Raw genomic sequence first — 17,330 nt, forward strand, 5'->3', positions numbered from 1 at the left:
GCATTAGTCCAGCTCATAGCTTGAATCATCGAGGCCTTCGCGGCGCTCCGGGTCCCGTCGTGCCATTCGGCACCAATGCGTCACCGGCCAGCCCTCCCCCTGCCTCATTGACGAGGTCTTGCTTTCGGACGACCGTGGGCACCGCCTCCGGCAATGAGGCCGGACTTCTGCAAAGGCGGCGACGATGACCCGTTCGAACCCGACCCGTATTGCTGTGGCCCTGCTGGCGGCGGGCGGCCTCCTCTCGACCGCCGCCTGCGGCCTGAGCGGCGGCGCCGGTGACGCGAAGGAGGCGGAGCGGACGGGCAGGGTGGCCGGTGAGATCACCTTCCGGACCCTTCAGCTGAAGCCCACGTTCACGGCCTACGTACAGGCGGTCATCGACGGCTTCGAGAAGCAGTACCCGGACGTCAAGATCAGCTGGGAGGACGTCCCGGGCGACGGCTACAACGAGAAGCTCGTCGCCGACGCCCAGGCCGGAGCCCTCCCGGACGTGGTCAACCTCTCCACCGACTCCTTCCAGCTCCTCGGCGACCGGGGCATGCTCGCCGACGTGGCCGCACTCGACGGCGCGATGGCCAAGGAGTACGTGCCGGGCGCCTGGGAGCAGTTCAAGCTGCCGGGCAAGGGCGACAGCGTGTACGCGTACCCCTGGTACGTCACCCCGGAGATCCTCACGTACAACAGAGAGCTCTTCGAGAAGGCCGGCCTGGACCCGGCGCAGCCGCCGACGAGCGTGGAGCAGTTCTTCGACTACGCCGAGCGGATCGCCGCCACCTCCGGTGGCCGGTACTCCGCCTTCATGGCCGACCCCAAGGGCCGGCTGCCCGGGGACTGGCAGAAGATGGGCATCCCGATCCTCAATGAGAAGCGGGACCGGTTCACCTTCGACACGGACCAGGCCGTCCGGTGGGTGGAGCGGATGAAGGACCTGTACGCCCAGGGCGCCATGCCCAAGGAGTCGCTGCTCAAGTCGGACGACGTCAACCAGCTCTACGGCGGCGGCAAGATCGTCTTCGGTCCTGGTTCCCCGGGCTTCGTCAAGGACATCAAGCAGAACGCCCCGCAGATCTACGCCAAGACCCAGGTCGCCGGAGCCGTCACCGGCAAGCTCGGCCACATCGGCATATACGCCCAGTCGCTCGGCATCAGGAAGGACACCAAGCACCTCGACGCCGCGGCCGAGTTCGCCAAGTGGGTCACCAACGGCCCCAACCAGGTGGAGTTCTCCAGGAAGGCCACCATCTATCCCTCCAACGCCCAGGGCCTCGCCGACCCGTTCTTCTCCGACAAGGGCGACGGCAAGGACGCGGAGACCCTCGCCCGCGCGGTCGGCGCCGGCCAGCTGAAGACCGCCGCGCTCGACGCCAACACCCCCGTCCAGTGGACCAACCAGGTCGGGGACGCCGTCGTACGCGAGATGCAGAAGGCCATCAAGGGCGAGCAGGACCCCCGGACAGCCGTGCAGAAGGCCCAGGAGGCCGCGAACAAGCTCCTCACCGCCGCGGCCGAGAAGTGAGCGGCGCCGCCACCGGCGGGTCCCTGGGCGGCGGTACGACGGCGTTCGAGCGGCGTCGCGGAGCAGCGCGGCGGCGGCGCGCGCTGCGGGCCATGGAGACCGAGACCGGGCTGCTCCACCGCCGTTGGTGGACCCCCTACCTGTTCCTCGCCCCCGGTCTGGCGATGGTGACGCTGTTCAGCCTCTGGCCGTTCGTCAACACCGTCATCCTCTCCTTCACCGACGCGCAGATCCTGCGCGGCGGCGGCTTCGTCGGCCTCGACAACTACCGGCGCGCCTTCGCCGACCCCGACTTCTGGGTCGCGACCGGCAACAGCGTGCTGTACCTCGTGGTCGTCGTGCCCTGCCTGGTCTTCCTGCCGCTGGCCCTCGCGGTCCTCGTCCAGGCGAAGATCCCCGGCATCGGCTTCTTCCGTTCCGCCTTCTACACCCCGGTGATCGCCTCCGCCGTGGTCGTCGGGCTGATCTGGCAGTGGGTGCTGCGCAGCGACGGTCTCGTCAACACGGTCTTCCGGCGGCTGCACCTCGTGTCCGAGCCGGTCCCGTTCCTGACGGACTCCACGATGCTGCTGGTCTCCGCGATGATCGTGACCGTGTGGAAGGGCCTCGGCTACTACATGGTCTTCTACCTGGCCGCCCTCGGGAACGTCCCCGCCACCCTCCACGAGGCGGCCGCGATCGACGGCGCCGGACCCGTCCGCCGCTTCTTCAGCATCACCGTCCCCCAGGTGAAGCCGATGATGCTGCTGGTCGGCACCCTCTCCGCCATCTCCGCGCTGCGCGTCTTCACCGAGATCTACATCCTCGGCGGCGAGAGCGGCGGACCCGGCGGCGGCGCCCGCACCCTGCCCTTCCTGATCCGGCAGGTCGGCCTCGGCTTCTCCGGCGAGACGGGCTACGCCTCCGCCATCTCCATCCTGCTGTTCCTGCTGACCCTGGTCTTCAGCCTGCTGGGCCGCCGTCTGTCGAAGGGAGACGAGAGGTGAGCACACCGTCCTCCCCCGGGAGCGGGGAGCCGCCCCGGCGCACCGCCGCCGGCCGCAGGCGCCACCGGATCGGCCTGGCCGGGCGGTACGCCACGCTGGTGCTGATGCTCGTGGTCATGCTGGGCCCGATCGTCTGGCAGTTCCTGACCTCGATACGCGGCCGCACCGAGAACGTGTACGACGGCGTGCTGCCCTCGCAGCCCACCCTCGACAACTACGTCCGCGTCGCCGAGTCCTTCCCGCTGCTGCAGTACGTCGGCAACACCCTCCTCGTCGCCGTCCTGGCGATCACCTCGAACATGCTCTTCGCGGCGATGGGCGGCTACGCCCTCTCCCGGGCCGCCTGGAAGGGCCGCCGGGTCGTCTTCACCGTGCTCGTGGCGACCCTGATGTTCCCCTTCGAGTCCGTGATGATCTCGATGTTCCTCACGGTCCGCGAGATGGGCCTGGTCGACACCCTCATCGGCGTCTGGCTTCCCGGAGCGGTCTCCGTGCTCAACATCATGGTCATGCGGGCGGCCTTCCTGGCCGTGCCCAAGGAGGTCGAGGAGGCCGCGGTCCTGGACGGGGCGGGCGAATGGACCCGCTTCACCCGGGTCTTCCTCCCCGCCGCCAAGGGCGCCCTGGCCGTCGTCTGCATCACCAGCTTCATGGGCGCGTGGGACGACTTCCTGTGGCCCCTGCTCATCCTCACCGACAGCGACAACTACACCCTGCAGCTCGGCCTGAAGACCCTGGCCGGCGCCACCACGGTCAACGACCAGCGACTCGTCGCCGCCGGCGCGATGGCCGCGCTCATCCCGATGATGCTCCTCTTCTTCGCCCTCCAGCGTTTCTTCTTCAAGGGCGTGGGCGAGGGAGCCGTCAAGACCTGAGCCCACTACCGTCCCTACCGACACCTCCCTTGGAGCAGCCGTCATGCACGACGACCGCAGCATCACCGAGCACCGTCTCCGCCGGGTCCTCAAGGAGCGCGTCAAGCCCGCCGTCCACTCCCGCGCGGTCCCGCTGACCGTCGAGCGCTGGGAGGCCCCCGGCGAGCCCGTCCCCGTCGCCGAGGGCCTCGCGGCGCGCTACGAACCCTGCGCGGTCGGCGACCCGTGGGGCCCGGCCTGGGGCACCACCTGGTTCAAGGTCACCGGCACGGTACCCGCCGACTGGGCGGGCCGTACGGTGGAAGCCGTCCTCGACCTCGGCTTCGACCGGATGATGCCCGGGTTCCAGTGCGAGGGCCTGGTCCACCGGGCCGACGGCGGCGAGGTCAAGGCCCTCAACCCGTACAACGACTGGGTGCGCGTGGCCGACCGTGCGGAGGGCGGCGAGCACGTCGAGTGGTACGTCGAGGCCGCCTCCAACCCGGTCCTGGTCGACCACGCGGCCACGTACGAGGGGGACCTGCCGACCAGCGGCGACCAGCCCCTGTACCGGCTCGCCCGGATGGAGCTCACCGTCTTCGAGACCGAGGTCTGGGAGCTGGTCCAGGACCTGGAGGTGCTCTACGACCTGATGACCCAGCTCGACACCCAGGACGCCCGCCGGTACGAGATCCTGCGGGCCCTCGGCGCGGCGCTGGACGCGCTCGACCTCGGCGACGTGCCCGGCACCGCACCCGCCTCCCGTGCCTGTCTCGCCGGGGTGCTCGCCGCCCCGTCCAACGCCTCGGCGCACCGCGTCAGCGCGGTCGGCCACGCCCACATCGACTCCGCATGGCTGTGGCCGCTGCGCGAAACGGTGCGCAAGGTCTCGCGCACCGCGTCCAACATGGTCGGCCTGATGGACCGCCACCCCGAGTTCGTCTTCGCGATGTCGCAGGCCCAGCAGCTCGACTGGATCAAGACGTACCGGCCCGAGCTCTTCGAACGGATCAAGAAGAAGATCGCGGACGGGCAGTTCGTACCGGTCGGCGGCATGTGGGTGGAGTCCGACACCAACATGGTCGGCGGCGAGGCCATGGCCCGCCAGTTCCTCTACGGCAAGAAGTTCTTCCTGGACGAGTTCGGCATCGAGACCCAGAACGTCTGGCTCCCCGACTCCTTCGGCTACACCGCCGCGATGCCGCAGATCGTGAAGCTCTCCGGCTCCAAGTGGTTCCTGACCCAGAAGATCTCCTGGTCCCAGATCAACAGGTTCCCCCACCACACCTTCTGGTGGGAGGGCATCGACGGCACCCGCGTCTTCACCCACTTCCCGCCCGTCGACACCTACAACTGCGACCTCGGCGGCGCCCAACTGGCCCACGCCGCCCGCAACTACCGCGAGAAGGGACACGGTTCACGCTCGCTGGCCCCCTTCGGCTGGGGCGACGGCGGCGGCGGCCCCACCCGCGAACACCTCGCCCGCGCCCGCCGCCAGCGCGACCTGGAAGGCTCCCCGAAGGTCCGGATCGAGCGCCCGGACGCCTTCTTCGAGAAGGCCCACGCCGAGTACGGGGACGCGCCCGTCTGGGCCGGCGAGCTCTACCTGGAGCTGCACCGCGGCACCTACACCTCCCAGGCCAAGACCAAACAGGGCAACCGGCGCAGCGAATCACTCCTGCGCGAGGCCGAGTTGTGGGCGGCGACGGCCGCGGTGCGGGGCGCGGGGTACGCGTACCCGTACGAGGACCTGGAACGGATCTGGAAGACGGTGCTCCTCCACCAGTTCCACGACATCCTGCCGGGCTCCTCCATCGCCTGGGTGCACCGCGAGGCGCGCGAGACGTACGCGGCGGTACGCGAGGAGCTCGAGGGGATCACCCTCGCCGCACAGCAGGCGCTGGCGGGCCAGGGCGACGAGGAGCTGGTCTTCAACTGCGCCCCGCACACCCGTCGCGGCGTCCCGGCCGGCGGAGCGGGCCGTCCCGTCGAGGCCCGGGAGCCGGTCACGGTCGAGGAGCGGCACGGCGGTGGCCACATCCTGGCCAACGGCCGGCTGCTGGTGGAGATCGACGCCCGCGGGCTGATCGTCTCCGTCTACGACCTGGAGGCGCGCCGCGAGTCCGTCGCCCCGGGCGCCGCGGCGAACCTGCTGCAGATCCACCCCGACTTCCCGAACATGTGGGACGCCTGGGACATCGACGAGTTCTACCGCAACCGGGTCACCGACCTCGTGGAGCTGGACCGGCTGGAGGTCACCGGGAGCGGCCCGCGCTCGGCGACCGTACGCGTGACCCGCTCCTTCGGGCGGTCGAAGGCGGTCCAGCAGATCACGCTGCGCGCCGGGGCCAAGAGGGTCGACATCGTCACGGACGTGGACTGGCACGAGACGGAGAAGTTCCTCAAGGCCGCCTTCCCGCTGGACGTGAAGGCCGAACGGACGGCCTCCGAGACCCAGTTCGGGCACGTCTACCGGGCCACGCACACCAACACCTCGTGGGAGGCCGCCAAGTTCGAGATCTGCGCCCACCGCTGGATCCACGCGCAGGAGCCGGGCTGGGGCGTGGCCCTGCTCAACGACTCGACGTACGGGCACGACGTGACCCGCGACGTCCGGGCCGACGGCGGCCAGACCACCACGGTCCGCCTCTCCCTCCTGCGCGCCCCGCGCTACCCGGACCCGGAGACCGACCAGGGCTCCCACACCCTGCGGTTCTCGCTCGCGCCGGGCGCGCGGATCGGGGACGCGGTCCGCGAGGGCCACGCGCTGAACCTGCCCGAGCGGGTGGTCTCCGGTGCGGGCCCGGTGGTCCCGCTGGTCGCCGTCGACGAGGACGCGGTGGTGGTCGAGGCGGTCAAGCTGGCCGAGGACCGCAGCGGCGATGTGATCGTCCGCCTCTACGAGTCCCGCGGCGGCCGCGCCCGGGCCACCCTCACCGCGGACTTCCCCGTGGTGGGGGCGGTGGAGAGCGATCTGCTCGAACGGCCCCTGACCGGCTCGGCGGTGGGTGTGCCCACCCCGGAGGGAACGGTCGCGCTCGTTCTGCGCCCGTTCCAGATCGTCACGGTCCGCCTGCGCCGCGCCTGACCGCCGCTCCCCCTGCTCCGCGTGCCGGGTCGGCCGGCACGCGGAGCAGGGGGCGCCGCCGTCGCATCACGCGACGGCGGTCCCCTCGAGCTCGACCAGCTGGCCGGGGACGGCCAGTCGCGTCACCTCGAGCATCGTGGTCGTGGGCGCCACCCCGGCGGCGCCCAACCGGGCCACCAGCCCGCCGTAGTGCGGGAAGAGCAGATCGACGTCGGTCGTGTAGACGCCCAGCCGCACGAGGTTCGCGAGGGACATGCCGGCCTGGCCGAGCACGGCCTCCAGGTTGTCGATGCTCAGTGCCAACTGCGCCGCCATGTCCCCCTCGTGCAGGGGTTCGCCGTCGCCGCTCATCGCGGTCTGACCCGAGATGTACAGGGTGCGTGTGTGCCCGGAGACGACCTCACCCTGGTTGAACCCCATCTCCACCGACCACGTCACCGGGTTGACCGCCGTTCGCTGCATCGCCACATCAGCTCCATTCGTTTCATGGGGAGTGCCTGCGCCCACGAGCCTCCCAACAAATCACGACACCCTCGGTCAGGTATTGCCGTTAACGTTCTCGCATGCGCGCCGACCGGCTGGTCTCGCTGGTGCTCCTGCTGCGCCGGCACGGCCGGCTGACCGCGGACACACTGGCCCGCGAGCTGGGGGTGTCCACCCGCACCGTGCTGCGCGACATCGAGGCACTGTCCGCGGCCGGCGTCCCCGTCTACGCCGAACGCGGCCGGCACGGCGGTTTCGCATTGCTGCCCGGCTTCCGGACCGAACTCACCGGCCTGAACCACGACGAGGCCCTCGCCCTGCTGGCCGCCGGATCGGTGCGCGGCGAGCGGGTGTTCGGTCTCGGCTCGGCGCTCGCCTCGGCCATGCGGAAGGTGGTCGACGCGCTGCCCGAAGGCCATCGGGCCACCGCGAGCGACGCGGCCCGGCGATTTCTCGTCGAGCCGGAGACCGACCTGCTCTCCCGCCGGCCGGTCACGGACGAGGTACCCCACCGCACCATGATCGAGGTCCGGCGCGCTGTGCTCGCCGGACACAAACTGCGCATCCACTACGCGGCCACGGGCCAGACGCCGCAGTGGCGCACGGTGGACCCGATCGGCCTGGTCACCGTACGGGACCGGGGCTACCTGCTGGCCACGCGATCCGGCGCGGACCGCACCTACCGGCTGTCGCGGGTGCTGGCCGCCGAGGAACTCCCGGAGACGGCGCAGCGGCCGAACCGCGTCGACCTGGACCGGATCTGGCGGGAACGCTCCGCGCAGTTCCTCGGCAGCGGCCACATGACCGTGCTGGTACGGGTGAACCCGGCGCGGCGGGAGGACCTGCTGGACACCGCGGTGGCCGTCCGCGCCGAGGAACCCGACGCGGACGGCCGGCTGCGGCTGGAGCTGACCTTCCAGGATTCACGACACGCCGAATGGGCCCTGTGGCAGCTCGGCACGGACGCGGAAGCCCTGACCCCGCTGTCCCTGCGCACCGCCCTGCGCGATCGCGCCGCCGCGATGGCCGCCCTCTACGCAGACCCGTCCTGAGCCGGAAGTGACGTACGGGCGGGCGTGAACTCCGCCACAGCCCTCGCCGGGGCGGGCCGCCGACTGCGGGGAATCCGGAGCCACCGGGCCCCCGCCGGATTTTGCACCTAGTTGCAAAACCGGCCCGCGCTCGCTAGAACAGGTTCATCACCCCCGCGCGAGGAGGCGCCCCTCATGAGTTCCCAGAGCCGGTACCCGCACCTGCTGAGCCCCCTGGACCTCGGTTTCACGACCCTGCCGAACCGCGTGATCATGGGCTCGATGCACACCGGCCTCGAAGAGCACCAGGGCGGCTTCGAGCGGCTCGCCGCCTTCTACGCCGAGCGCGCCCGCGGCGGCGCCGGCCTGATCGTCACCGGCGGCATCTCCCCGAACGACGCCGGCCGCCCCTTCGAGGGAGGCTCCCGCCTCACCACCGAGGACGAGGCCGCCGAGCACCGGGTGATCACCGAGGCCGTGCACGCCGAGGGCGGGAAGATCGCCATGCAGATCCTCCACTTCGGCCGCTACGCCTACCACAAGGACCTGGTCGCCCCCAGCGCCATCCAGGCCCCCATCAGCCCCTTCGTCCCGAACGAGCTCACCGACATCGAGGTCGAGCGCACCATCGAGGACTTCGTCCGCGCCGCCCGCCTCGCCAAGCTCGCGGGCTACGACGGCGTCGAGATCATGGGCTCCGAGGGCTACCTGGTCAACGAGTTCATCGCCGCCGCGACCAACAAGCGCACCGACCGCTGGGGCGGCGCGTACGAGAACCGCGTCCGCTTCCCGCTGGAGATCGTCCGGCGCACCCGCGCGGCCGTCGGCGAGGACTTCATCCTCATCTACCGCCTCTCCATGCTCGACCTGATCCCCGGCGGATCCACCCTCGACGAGGTCGTCCACCTCGCCAAGGAGATCGAGGCGGCCGGTGCCACCATCATCAACACCGGCATCGGCTGGCACGAGGCCCGCATCCCCACGATCGCCACCTCCGTCCCGCGCGGCGCGTACACCTGGGTCACGAAGCGGCTGATGGGCGCGGTGAGCGTCCCCCTCGTCACCAGCAACCGCATCAACACCCCGGAGATCGCCGAGGAGCTGCTCGCGGACGGCCGCGCCGACCTGGTCTCCCTGGCCCGCCCCTTCCTGGCCGACGCCGACTTCGTCGCCAAGGCCGCCGCCGGGCGCTCCGAGACCATCAACACCTGCATCGGCTGCAACCAGGCCTGCCTCGACCACACCTTCAGCGGCAAGATCACCAGCTGCCTGGTCAACCCGCGCGCCTGCCACGAGACGGAGCTCGTCCTGTCCCCGACGCGGACCAGGAAGCGCGTCGCCGTCGTCGGCGCCGGTCCGGCCGGTCTCGCCTGCTCCGTCTCCGCCGCCGGGCGCGGCCACGCCGTCACCCTCTTCGAGGCCTCCGGCCACATCGGCGGCCAGCTGGACATCGCCCGCCGCATCCCCGGCAAGGAGGAGTTCGAGGAGACCATCCGCTACTTCGGCACCCAGCTCGTGGAGTCCGGCGTGGAGGTCCGCCTGAACACCCGCGCCGACGTGGAGACCCTCCAGGGCTACGACGAGGTCGTCGTCGCCACCGGCGTCACCCCCCGCACCCCCGACATCGAGGGCGTGGACCACGCCAACGTCGTGAACTACCTCGACGTGCTCCGCGACGGCGCCCCCGTCGGCGAGCGCGTCGCCGTCGTCGGCGCCGGCGGCATCGGCTTCGACGTCGCCGAGTACCTCACCGACAGCGGCGAGGGCGCCTCCCAGGACCCCGAGGTCTACTTCCGCCACTGGGGCGTCGACACCACGTACACCGGCCCCGGCGGTCTCACGGCCCCCGAGCGCCCCGCGCCGCCGCGCCAGGTCCACCTCCTGCAGCGCAAGGCCACCAAGGTCGGCGCGGGCCTCGGCACCACCACCGGCTGGATCCACCGCGCGGAGCTCAAGCACCGCGGGGTCGTCTCCGTCGCGGGAGCCACGTACGACCGCATCGACGACCAGGGCCTGCACGTCACCGTCGGCGGCGAACAGCACCTCGTGCCCGCCGACACGGTGGTCCTGTGCACGGGCCAGGAGCCGCGCCGCGACCTGTACGAGGCCCTGCGCGCGGCCGGCGTCGAGGCACACCTGATCGGCGGCGCCGACGTGGCGGCCGAACTCGACGCCAAGCGGGCCATCCGGCAGGGCACGGAACTGGCCGCCGGCCTCTGACCGACAGGGGATTGTGGCGGTCCGGCCGGACCGCCACAATCTCCCGGTGACGATCTCACCGGCTGACGCAGACAAGATCCTTACCGACAACTTCGCGCCCTGGGTGCTCGCCCTCGGACTGACCGTCCAGGAGACCGGCGAGCGGCACGCCGTGCTGCGGCTGCCCTGGTCCGACGAACTGGCCCGGGACGGCGGCGGCCTCTCGGGCCAGGCCATGATGGCGGCCGCCGACACCGCCACCGTCATCGCGATCTCCGCCGCCCGCGGCGCCTATGGCCCGATGACCACCGTCCAGCAGTCCACCAGCTTCCAGCGGCCGGTGGTCGGGGCCGACGTACTGATCCACGTACGGGTGACCAAGCTCGGCAAGCGGATGGCCTTCGCCGACATCACCCTGACCCCCGAGGGCGCGCAGGAGCCGGCGGCCACGGCCTCCACGGTGTACGCCCTGCTCGGTTAGGCCCGCTCGGCGACCTCCGCCGGAGACGGCCCGGGCACCCCCTCGTTGCTAGGTGCGCTTCGCGGCGCAGAGGGCCGTGTCCACGGTGCTCTCCAGCCGCCTCGTGGCCGCCACGTCGACCGGGATGGCGGTCACCGTGACGTTCGCCGCCGTGCGGCCGTCTTCGGTGATCCCTCCCCGGGTCTCGTACCCCATGATGTCGCCGCCGTGGCCCCAGTAGAGGCCGCCGCACGACAGCGTCCTGCTCATGATCCCCAGTCCGTAGGCCGCGCCCGTGTCCCCGAGGGGGACGGTCGTGCGCATCTCGGCGAGCTCTGCCTCCTTCAGGAGGTCGCCGCGCAGGAGCGCCGTGAAGAACCGGTTGAGGTCGGAGTTGGTGGAGATCATCTGGCCTGCCGCCCAGGCCGCGGACGGGTCGATGTCCGTGACGTCGCGCCACGGCGCGCCCGCCGCGTCCTGGCGGTAGCCCTTGGGGTGAGGTTCCCGGACGGTCGTGTCCCCGGCGGCCGGGAAGTAGGTGTGGCGCAGCCCGATGGCCCGCACGACGCGCTTGTCGATCTCCTCGGCGAGCGGCCGGCCGGTGACCTTCTGGACGATCAGGCCGGCCAGCACGTAGTTGGTGTTGCTGTAGGCCCAGCTCTTCCCGGGTTCGAAGACGGCCTTCTTGCGCAGGGCGATGTCCAGGATGTCGCGGGGTTCCAGGTACCGGCGCTGGAGGAGGGCGTCGTCGACCTCCTCCTCGTAGTCGGGAATCCCGCTGGTGTGCTGGAGCAGCTCACGGACGGTGATGCGGCGTCCGTCGATCCCCTCCCCGCGGACGAGACCCGGCAGATAGGTGTCGACCTTGGCGTCGAGGCCGACCTTCCCCTCGGCCACCAGTTGCAGGACGACCACCGCGGTGAAGGTCTTGGTGGTGCTGCCCACCCGCACCTGCCCGTCCTTCGGCACCTTCGCCCCCGTGGCCAGGTCGCCCACCCCCGCGGTGTAGGTACGGGTGCGGCCCGCGCCGTCCTGGACGCTCGCCAGCGCGGCGGGCAGGCCGTCGGAGCGCACCAGCGCGTTCAGGCCCTGCTGGACCGCGTCCGGCCCGGTCGCGGATGCAGCGGGCGGCGCCAGGGCGCCCAGCGTCATCGCGCAGACGGCCATCGCGGCCGCGGCCGTCGCCGCTCTGCGCCGGCCCCCCTGCTGCCGACGGAAGGAACGGGGCCTTAGCGATGTCTGCTCGTGCACGGGTCAACTCCTGTGGAGACGTTGGGATCCAGCGGTACGTGCCGGTCCCAGCCTCTCCGGCGGCGGCCACCCGGGACGATCATGCCAACCGGTTCGTTCCGGGTAGGGGTAACCCCCGGGACCAGGGGGAGCCGGGGCGGATTTGCGTTGGCGGGCGGCACACCGGGTCCTCTACGCTCGCCCCGCCGGCCGACCACCACGGCGGCCGCACGGCACGGGGAGCGGGATCATCTCGGGGAAACCAGGAACGTACGACGCGATACGCCGCTGCGGCGGAACAAGGACTTCAACGTCTTCTGGCTCGGCCAGGCCCTGTCCGTGCTCGGCGGGTCCGTCTCCCTGCTCGCGCTTCCCCTGCTCGTCCTCCACGCCACCGGGTCCATCGTCCAGATGGGGCTGGTCACGGTCGTCTCCGGCGCCACCGCCATCGGCACGGGGGTGTTCGCCGGGTACGTGGTGGACCGGGTGCACCGCCGCAGGCTCATGATCGTCTGCGATCTGGCGCGGGCCGTGCTGCTCGGCGCGGTCCCGCTCGTCTGGTGGGCCGCCGGGCCGCAGGTCTGGCTGCTGTACGTGCTGACCGCGCTGGTCGCCGTACTGAAGACCCTGTTCGACGTCGCGTACGTGACGGCCATCCCGAATCTCGTCCGTGCGCAGGACCTCACGGCGGCCAACGGACGGCTGATGGGGACCTTCGCCCTCGGGACCCTGCTCGGGCCGGTGGTGGCCGGATTCCTCACGGCCGGACTGGGCGCGGACTGGGCGCTGGCCCTCGACGGGGCGACCTTCCTGGTCTCCGCCGCGAGCCTCGGATGGGTGAGGTTCACCGCCCGCCCCGCCGAGGAGGGCGCGGCCAAGGCCGGAGGAGGGGCCGGAGGCGGAGGCGGGGTGCTCCGGGAGATGTTCGTGGTCGGCTTCCGCTTCCTGTGGAGCCACCCGCTGCTGCGCCCGCTGACCATCCAGCTCACCCTGCTGACCTTCGTCACCATGGGCGCAACCGACCTGCTGATCTACCGCGTCCAGCACGACCTGGGCCGGGACGCGGCCACCCTCGGCTACGTGATCGCGGTCAGCGGGGCAGGCTCCGTCGCCGCGGCCCTGACCGCGGGGCGGCTGCGCCGCATCTTCGGCTTCGGCACGTGCTGGCTCGCCTCGATCGCGATGATCGCCGTCGGGGTGACGGTGACGGGCGTCAGCCGCAGCCTGCCGGTGATCGCCGCCCTGGCCGCCGTCTCCATGTTCGGACTCACCCTGGGCGGGATCTGCACCATGACGCTGCGCCAGGAGGTGACCCCCGACCATCTGCTCGGCCGGGTCACGTCCGCCTTCTGGACCGTGCACAACGCCTCGGGCCCGGTCGGCGCGGCCGTGCTCACGCTGCTGGCCGCCCGGCACGGGGTCCCCGCGGTCAGCCTGGCGGGCGGGGCGCTGTGCCTGCTGATCCTCGGCGGCGGACTGCTGACCCCGCTGCGCGGCAGCCGTGCAGCGATCGCCGCGCGCACGGAGTCGCCTTCTGAGATCGTGGATCACAGGTAGTCGCACCGAGGAGCCGACATGTCCGGACAGTTCGAGGCGAGCGTCGAGATCGACCGGCCGGTGGAGGCGGTCTTCGCCTACCTGGCCGACGGACGGCACGACCCCGAGTTCAGCCCGCGCGTCCAGGAGATCACCAAGACCCCGGACGGCCCCACGGCGCTCGGTACGGTCTTCCGCAGCACGGTCAAGGACGCCGGGATGAAGACCGGCCGCGAGTTCCGCATCGTCGGCCTCGACCCGCCGCACCTGATCCGCTGGACGGAGCAGACCCGCAACCTCGTCACGGCGGAGGGCGGCTACGACCTCGAGCCACTTCCGGGCGACCGCACCCGCGTCCGCATCTTCAACACCCTCGAAGGCCACGGCATCGGCAAGCTGCTCGTCGGCCTCGCGCTCGGCGCGGCACGCAAGGACGCCCCCGACTTCGGCCGCCGTATCAAGGCGGCCGCGGAGGCGTCCCTCACGCGCTAGAGCCCGTGCCGGGCCCGGGTCCGGCCGGTGTCAGAACCGGCCGGGGCCGGACGGGAACGGCAGCGGCTTCGACGGCGCCGCCGACTCGCGCCGCTCGGCCGCGGCCGGCGGGTTCTGGCAGGTCACGTCCTGGGCGGGCAGCCGGCCCGTGGTCAGGTACGCGTCGACCGGGGCGTTGGCGCAGGAGGTGGGGTCGAAGAGGTACACGCCGTGGCCCTCACCGCCCGCCGCCAGCACCATCCGCGAGCCCTTGAGGGCCTTGTGCAGGCCCTGGCCGCTGACGAGCGGGGTCTGCGAGTCCCACTCGTTCTGCACCGTCAGTACGTTGGCCTTCTTGTTCATCGGCGTGGCCGCCTCGACCGGACGGTCCCAGAAGGCACACGGCTTGATGTTGGACGCGAAGTCCCCGTACAGCGGGTACCTGGCCTTGTCCTTCGCCGCGTCCCGCTCGTACTGCTCCGTGTAGCGGGGCCAGCTGCCGGTGTCCCCGCACACCACGGCCCAGAACACGGCGGTGCCGTTGTCGGATGCGGGCTCGGCCGCCGCGCCGCCCGTCAGCAGCCGCTTCAGCTCCGTCGCGGTCACACCGGCGGGCAGCGGTTTGCCCTCGGCCGCGGCCTTCAGGGCCGCGACCATCGGGGTGGCCTGCGCCGGGTAGAAGAACACTCCGCGCGCCGAGCGGATCGTGTCCCCGTCGACCTTCATGCCGTCGAGCTCGATCGGCTCCTTGTCGGCACGCGCCACCAGCCCCCAGAAGGTCTCGGACACGGCCTTCGGGGTGTCGCCCAGCTTGTACTCCGCCGAGCGCTCCGCCGCCCACTGCGTCCACCGCGCGAAGGCCGGCTCGGCCTCGGTGGCCCAGACCTGGATCATGCCGCGCCAGATCCGCTGCGGGTCCACACCGCTGTCCAGCACGAAGCGGTCCGTGCGGTCCGGGAACATCTGCGAATACACCGCGCCGAGGTAGGTCCCGTACGAGTAGCCCAGGTAGGAGAGCTTGCGCTCGCCCAGCACCGCGCGGATCGTGTCCATGTCCCGGGCCGTGTTGCGGGTGGTGATGTGCGGAAGCACCGAACCGGCCTTCTCACGGCACTTGTCGGCGACGGTGCGCGCCCACGTCACGTCGGAGCCGAAGGTCTCCGGACGGTAGGCGCGGTCGAAGTTCTGCTCGGTGTCCGTCAGTCCACAGGTGATCGGGCTGCTGGCGCCGACCCCGCGGGGATCGAACCCGATGAGGTCGTAACCGTCCCGTACGTCCTTCGGCATCGCCCCGTTCATCAGCAGCGGCAGGTCGAGCCCGGAACCGCCCGGGCCGCCGGGGTTCAGCAGCATGGCGCCGTGCCGCTTGGCGGGGTTCTCGCTCTTGATCCGGGATATGGCGAGGTCGATCGTGCGGCCGTCGGGACGCCGGTAGTCGAGCGGGACCTTGAGCGTGGCGCACTCGTACGAGGCCGGCTGCTCCGGACTGCAGCGGTGCCAGGCCGGCTTCTGCCGAAGGTAGTCCGTGGCCGGGGCGGCGGATGCCTGCGTGGCGGAGAGCAGGGGCACGGTGGTGGCGATGAGTCCGGCGGCGGCGACCAGTGGTGCGAAGCGTTTCAGACGCACTGAGCGGTTCCTTTCGGTGAAGTCGCTTACACGTCCACCTTGTTGCACGCCAGGCCGCGCCGAATCATCCCGAAGGGCCGTGCCCTGTGCTCCTCACGAACGAGCCGATATCAGGACAAGTGGCCGACACGCCGCAGTCGGCCCCCGGGTACAGGACCGGGGGCCGACCGACGCGCGACTCACAGGACAGGGGCAAGACACCCCCTAGTGGCCGGAGTGGCCGCCGTCGTGGGAGTCGCCGGTCTCCAGGGCGCCGCCGAGCCGTCCGCGCAGCGCGGTCAGGGCCTCCTCCTTCTGTGCGGTGACGACCCATCGGTCCCCGACCAGATAGATGCCGCCGTACATCCGGGCCTCGGTCAGCCAGGCGTGCAGGCCCTTCTCGGCGGCGAAGGTGACCATGCGGTAGACGACCTGCCCGGTCTCGCAACCACCCTGACGCAACTCCTCTGCCTCCACGTTCACTTCGGCGGTACAGCCGATAGCCGTGGCGATCTGCTCGATCGAGGTTGCGGGCGTCGCCGACGCGGTCTTCTGCGCCCCGGCCGGGGTGTGGTGCGCCGACGCCTTCGCGGCGCAGCCCCCGCACAGCAGCGCGGCGACGCACGCCGCGGCGACGGCCGGAAGTGACGGGCGGATCCGCCGGGCGCGGCGGGTGCGGCGGTCGGTGGACGGCATGACGGCCTCTCTGGCTGATCGGGGAGGGGTCGTGGCGCCCGGGCGGGGAGGTCCCGGGCACCACGCGTTTCGGGGGAGAGCGGAGCGCGCCGCGGATATGTCCTAGCCGACGACCTTGGCCTTCTTGCCCTTGTCCGTGATGGCGAACCAGAGGCCCTTGTTGTTGTGCCCGGTGGTGTCCCCGGGCTCCTTGTCCCCGGTGAAGGTGTAAACCGGCCAGCAGTCGATCGTCAATTGCTCGGTACCGTCGGGCCGCTTCACCTTTCCAATCAATTCCGGGGCGATTCCGTTTACCTTTGCCTTGTCGACGGGCTTGGCGGGCTTCCAGGTGTCCGTGCAGGCGTCCACGCAGCCGATCTTCATCGGCCAGGCGCTGTCCTTGTCGAACCGGTAGAGCGTCTTGCCCTCCGCGTCCTCCACGAGGGTCCCGAGTTCGGGGTTCTGCACGGCGGTCAGTTCGCCGGCCTTCGCCGCCGTGTCCGCCTTCTCCTCCTTCTCCGCCCCGGCGCCCGCGGCCTTGCCCGCACCGGCGGGCTTACCGCCCGGCCCCAGCACGTGCCAGGTGCCGCCGACCCCCTCGCCGAGCGCGTCGCCCGCCTTGGCGTCCTTCGCGTAGCGGTAGACGGGCCACCCCGCGAGCGTGAGCTGCTTGGTTCCGTCGGCCCGGTCGACGGAGCCGAGGAGAGCCGCGTCGATTCCCTCGCTGACCGAGGCGTCGTCCGCGGCCACCGCGGGCCAGGCCGTGGCGCAGTCCCCCTCGCAGTTGGACTTGGGGGGCTTCGGAGTGTCCTTGTCGAACCGGTAGAGCGTGATGCCCGCGCTGTCGGTGACCCCGGAACCCAGGCCCTGGATCTCGCTCACCTTCAGCTGTCCGGCCGGGCCGGTCTTGCCGGCCTGGCCCGCCGGGACGGCACCCGAACCGCTTCCGGCGCCGCTTCCGTAGACGTCGCCGTAGGCCGATCCGACCTGTTTGCTGTCGCCCACCGGCTGAACTGAATTTCCCTTTCCCCCATAATTGTCCGAGCTTCCGCATGCGGCCGTCATCATCAGTACCGCGACCGCCGACCCGGCGAATATCTCACGACGCATTTTCTTCACGATCTCTCCTTCAGGTTCGGTTCCGCGTTTTCTTGCCCCCGGTAATTGATACGGGGCCCGCAGCGGCGGAAGCG

At 71.2% G+C, this 17,330-nt stretch carries 14 protein-coding genes; 9 read left to right on the plus strand and 5 right to left on the minus strand.

Translation table 11 applies throughout. From position 1 onward, the window contains the following. Nucleotides 1–184: 184 nt before the first annotated feature. The 4 genes from ACGFZK_RS06955 (at nucleotide 185) to ACGFZK_RS06970 (ending at nucleotide 6,447) form a co-directional block, all read left to right on the plus strand. The gene (locus tag ACGFZK_RS06955) at nucleotides 185–1,519 is read left to right on the plus strand and encodes an ABC transporter substrate-binding protein (RefSeq protein WP_393847778.1); all 1,335 of its coding nucleotides are present in this window, start codon (nucleotides 185–187) and stop codon (nucleotides 1,517–1,519) included. A gap of 92 nt (nucleotides 1,520–1,611) precedes the next feature. Continuing rightward, the gene (locus ACGFZK_RS06960; RefSeq protein WP_393847779.1) at nucleotides 1,612–2,505 is read left to right on the plus strand and encodes a carbohydrate ABC transporter permease; all 894 of its coding nucleotides are present in this window, start codon (nucleotides 1,612–1,614) and stop codon (nucleotides 2,503–2,505) included. Beyond that, the gene (locus tag ACGFZK_RS06965) at nucleotides 2,502–3,380 is read left to right on the plus strand and encodes a carbohydrate ABC transporter permease (protein WP_393847780.1); all 879 of its coding nucleotides are present in this window, start codon (nucleotides 2,502–2,504) and stop codon (nucleotides 3,378–3,380) included. The genes ACGFZK_RS06960 and ACGFZK_RS06965 overlap by 4 nt, the downstream gene beginning before the upstream one ends. Nucleotides 3,381–3,423: 43 nt before the next feature. Continuing rightward, nucleotides 3,424–6,447 carry an alpha-mannosidase gene (locus tag ACGFZK_RS06970; protein ID WP_393847781.1) on the plus strand — a complete coding sequence of 1,008 codons (3,024 nt, stop codon included), beginning with the start codon at nucleotides 3,424–3,426 and terminating at the stop codon, nucleotides 6,445–6,447. 66 nt (nucleotides 6,448–6,513) lie between these two features. On the opposite strand, the gene ACGFZK_RS06975 is transcribed toward ACGFZK_RS06970, so the two are convergent. Further along, complete coding sequence (locus ACGFZK_RS06975; protein WP_393847882.1) at nucleotides 6,514–6,909, minus strand: RidA family protein; 396 nt, start codon at nucleotides 6,907–6,909, stop codon at nucleotides 6,514–6,516. Between the two features lie 101 nt (nucleotides 6,910–7,010). Between ACGFZK_RS06975 and ACGFZK_RS06980 the strand changes: the two genes are divergently transcribed. The 3 genes from ACGFZK_RS06980 to ACGFZK_RS06990 all read left to right on the plus strand — a co-directional run bounded on the left by ACGFZK_RS06980 (nucleotide 7,011) and on the right by ACGFZK_RS06990 (nucleotide 10,641). Continuing rightward, nucleotides 7,011–7,982, plus strand: coding sequence for a helix-turn-helix transcriptional regulator (locus tag ACGFZK_RS06980; RefSeq protein WP_393847782.1), 972 nt, complete (start codon nucleotides 7,011–7,013; stop codon nucleotides 7,980–7,982). A gap of 174 nt (nucleotides 7,983–8,156) precedes the next feature. After that, nucleotides 8,157–10,181: an FAD-dependent oxidoreductase gene (locus tag ACGFZK_RS06985; protein WP_393847783.1), complete on the plus strand. Its 2,025-nt coding sequence runs from the start codon at nucleotides 8,157–8,159 to the stop codon at nucleotides 10,179–10,181. Nucleotides 10,182–10,227: 46 nt separating this feature from the next. Next, a complete protein-coding gene (locus ACGFZK_RS06990) occupies nucleotides 10,228–10,641 on the plus strand; it encodes a PaaI family thioesterase (protein WP_393847784.1) in 414 nt (137 codons plus the stop codon). Nucleotides 10,642–10,689: 48 nt separating this feature from the next. On the opposite strand, the gene ACGFZK_RS06995 is transcribed toward ACGFZK_RS06990, so the two are convergent. Next, entirely contained in the window at nucleotides 10,690–11,787 is a 1,098-nt protein-coding gene (locus ACGFZK_RS06995) for a serine hydrolase domain-containing protein (protein WP_393847883.1), read from the minus strand. Nucleotides 11,788–12,018: 231 nt separating this feature from the next. Between ACGFZK_RS06995 and ACGFZK_RS07000 the strand changes: the two genes are divergently transcribed. Together ACGFZK_RS07000 and ACGFZK_RS07005 are read left to right on the plus strand one after the other, a co-directional pair. Next, nucleotides 12,019–13,407, plus strand: a complete 1,389-nt coding sequence (locus ACGFZK_RS07000; RefSeq protein ID WP_393847785.1) for an MFS transporter — start codon at nucleotides 12,019–12,021, stop codon at nucleotides 13,405–13,407. 18 nt (nucleotides 13,408–13,425) lie between these two features. Beyond that, nucleotides 13,426–13,878, plus strand: coding sequence for an SRPBCC family protein (locus ACGFZK_RS07005; RefSeq protein WP_393847786.1), 453 nt, complete (start codon nucleotides 13,426–13,428; stop codon nucleotides 13,876–13,878). Nucleotides 13,879–13,908: 30 nt separating this feature from the next. On the opposite strand, the gene ACGFZK_RS07010 is transcribed toward ACGFZK_RS07005, so the two are convergent. The 3 genes from ACGFZK_RS07010 to ACGFZK_RS07020 form a co-directional block, all read right to left on the minus strand. Further along, the gene (locus tag ACGFZK_RS07010; RefSeq protein ID WP_393847787.1) at nucleotides 13,909–15,483 is read right to left on the minus strand and encodes an alpha/beta hydrolase; all 1,575 of its coding nucleotides are present in this window, start codon (nucleotides 15,481–15,483) and stop codon (nucleotides 13,909–13,911) included. Between the two features lie 204 nt (nucleotides 15,484–15,687). Further along, a complete protein-coding gene (locus tag ACGFZK_RS07015; protein ID WP_393847788.1) occupies nucleotides 15,688–16,158 on the minus strand; it encodes a hypothetical protein in 471 nt (156 codons plus the stop codon). Between the two features lie 102 nt (nucleotides 16,159–16,260). Then, nucleotides 16,261–17,247, minus strand: coding sequence for an SCO0930 family lipoprotein (locus ACGFZK_RS07020; protein ID WP_393847884.1), 987 nt, complete (start codon nucleotides 17,245–17,247; stop codon nucleotides 16,261–16,263). Between the last annotated feature and the right edge of the window lie 83 nt (nucleotides 17,248–17,330).

This window comes from Streptomyces sp. NPDC048257 (assembly GCF_043201855.1).
Lineage (GTDB): Bacteria > Actinomycetota > Actinomycetes > Streptomycetales > Streptomycetaceae > Streptomyces.

What these genes read in the sequence shown, in the direction of transcription:
- ACGFZK_RS06955 (WP_393847778.1), top strand. Translation starts at nt 185, where the DNA reads ATGACCCGTTCGAACCCGACCCGTATTGCTGTGGCCCTGCTGGCGGCG.
- ACGFZK_RS06960 (WP_393847779.1), top strand. Translation starts at nt 1,612, where the DNA reads ATGGAGACCGAGACCGGGCTGCTCCACCGCCGTTGGTGGACCCCCTAC.
- ACGFZK_RS06970 (WP_393847781.1), top strand. Translation starts at nt 3,424, where the DNA reads ATGCACGACGACCGCAGCATCACCGAGCACCGTCTCCGCCGGGTCCTC.
- ACGFZK_RS06975 (WP_393847882.1), bottom strand. Translation starts at nt 6,909, where the DNA reads ATGCAGCGAACGGCGGTCAACCCGGTGACGTGGTCGGTGGAGATGGGG.
- ACGFZK_RS06980 (WP_393847782.1), top strand. Translation starts at nt 7,011, where the DNA reads ATGCGCGCCGACCGGCTGGTCTCGCTGGTGCTCCTGCTGCGCCGGCAC.
- ACGFZK_RS06985 (WP_393847783.1), top strand. Translation starts at nt 8,157, where the DNA reads ATGAGTTCCCAGAGCCGGTACCCGCACCTGCTGAGCCCCCTGGACCTC.
- ACGFZK_RS06995 (WP_393847883.1), bottom strand. Translation starts at nt 11,787, where the DNA reads ATGGCCGTCTGCGCGATGACGCTGGGCGCCCTGGCGCCGCCCGCTGCA.
- ACGFZK_RS07005 (WP_393847786.1), top strand. Translation starts at nt 13,426, where the DNA reads ATGTCCGGACAGTTCGAGGCGAGCGTCGAGATCGACCGGCCGGTGGAG.
- ACGFZK_RS07015 (WP_393847788.1), bottom strand. Translation starts at nt 16,158, where the DNA reads ATGCCGTCCACCGACCGCCGCACCCGCCGCGCCCGGCGGATCCGCCCG.
- ACGFZK_RS07020 (WP_393847884.1), bottom strand. Translation starts at nt 17,247, where the DNA reads ATGCGTCGTGAGATATTCGCCGGGTCGGCGGTCGCGGTACTGATGATG.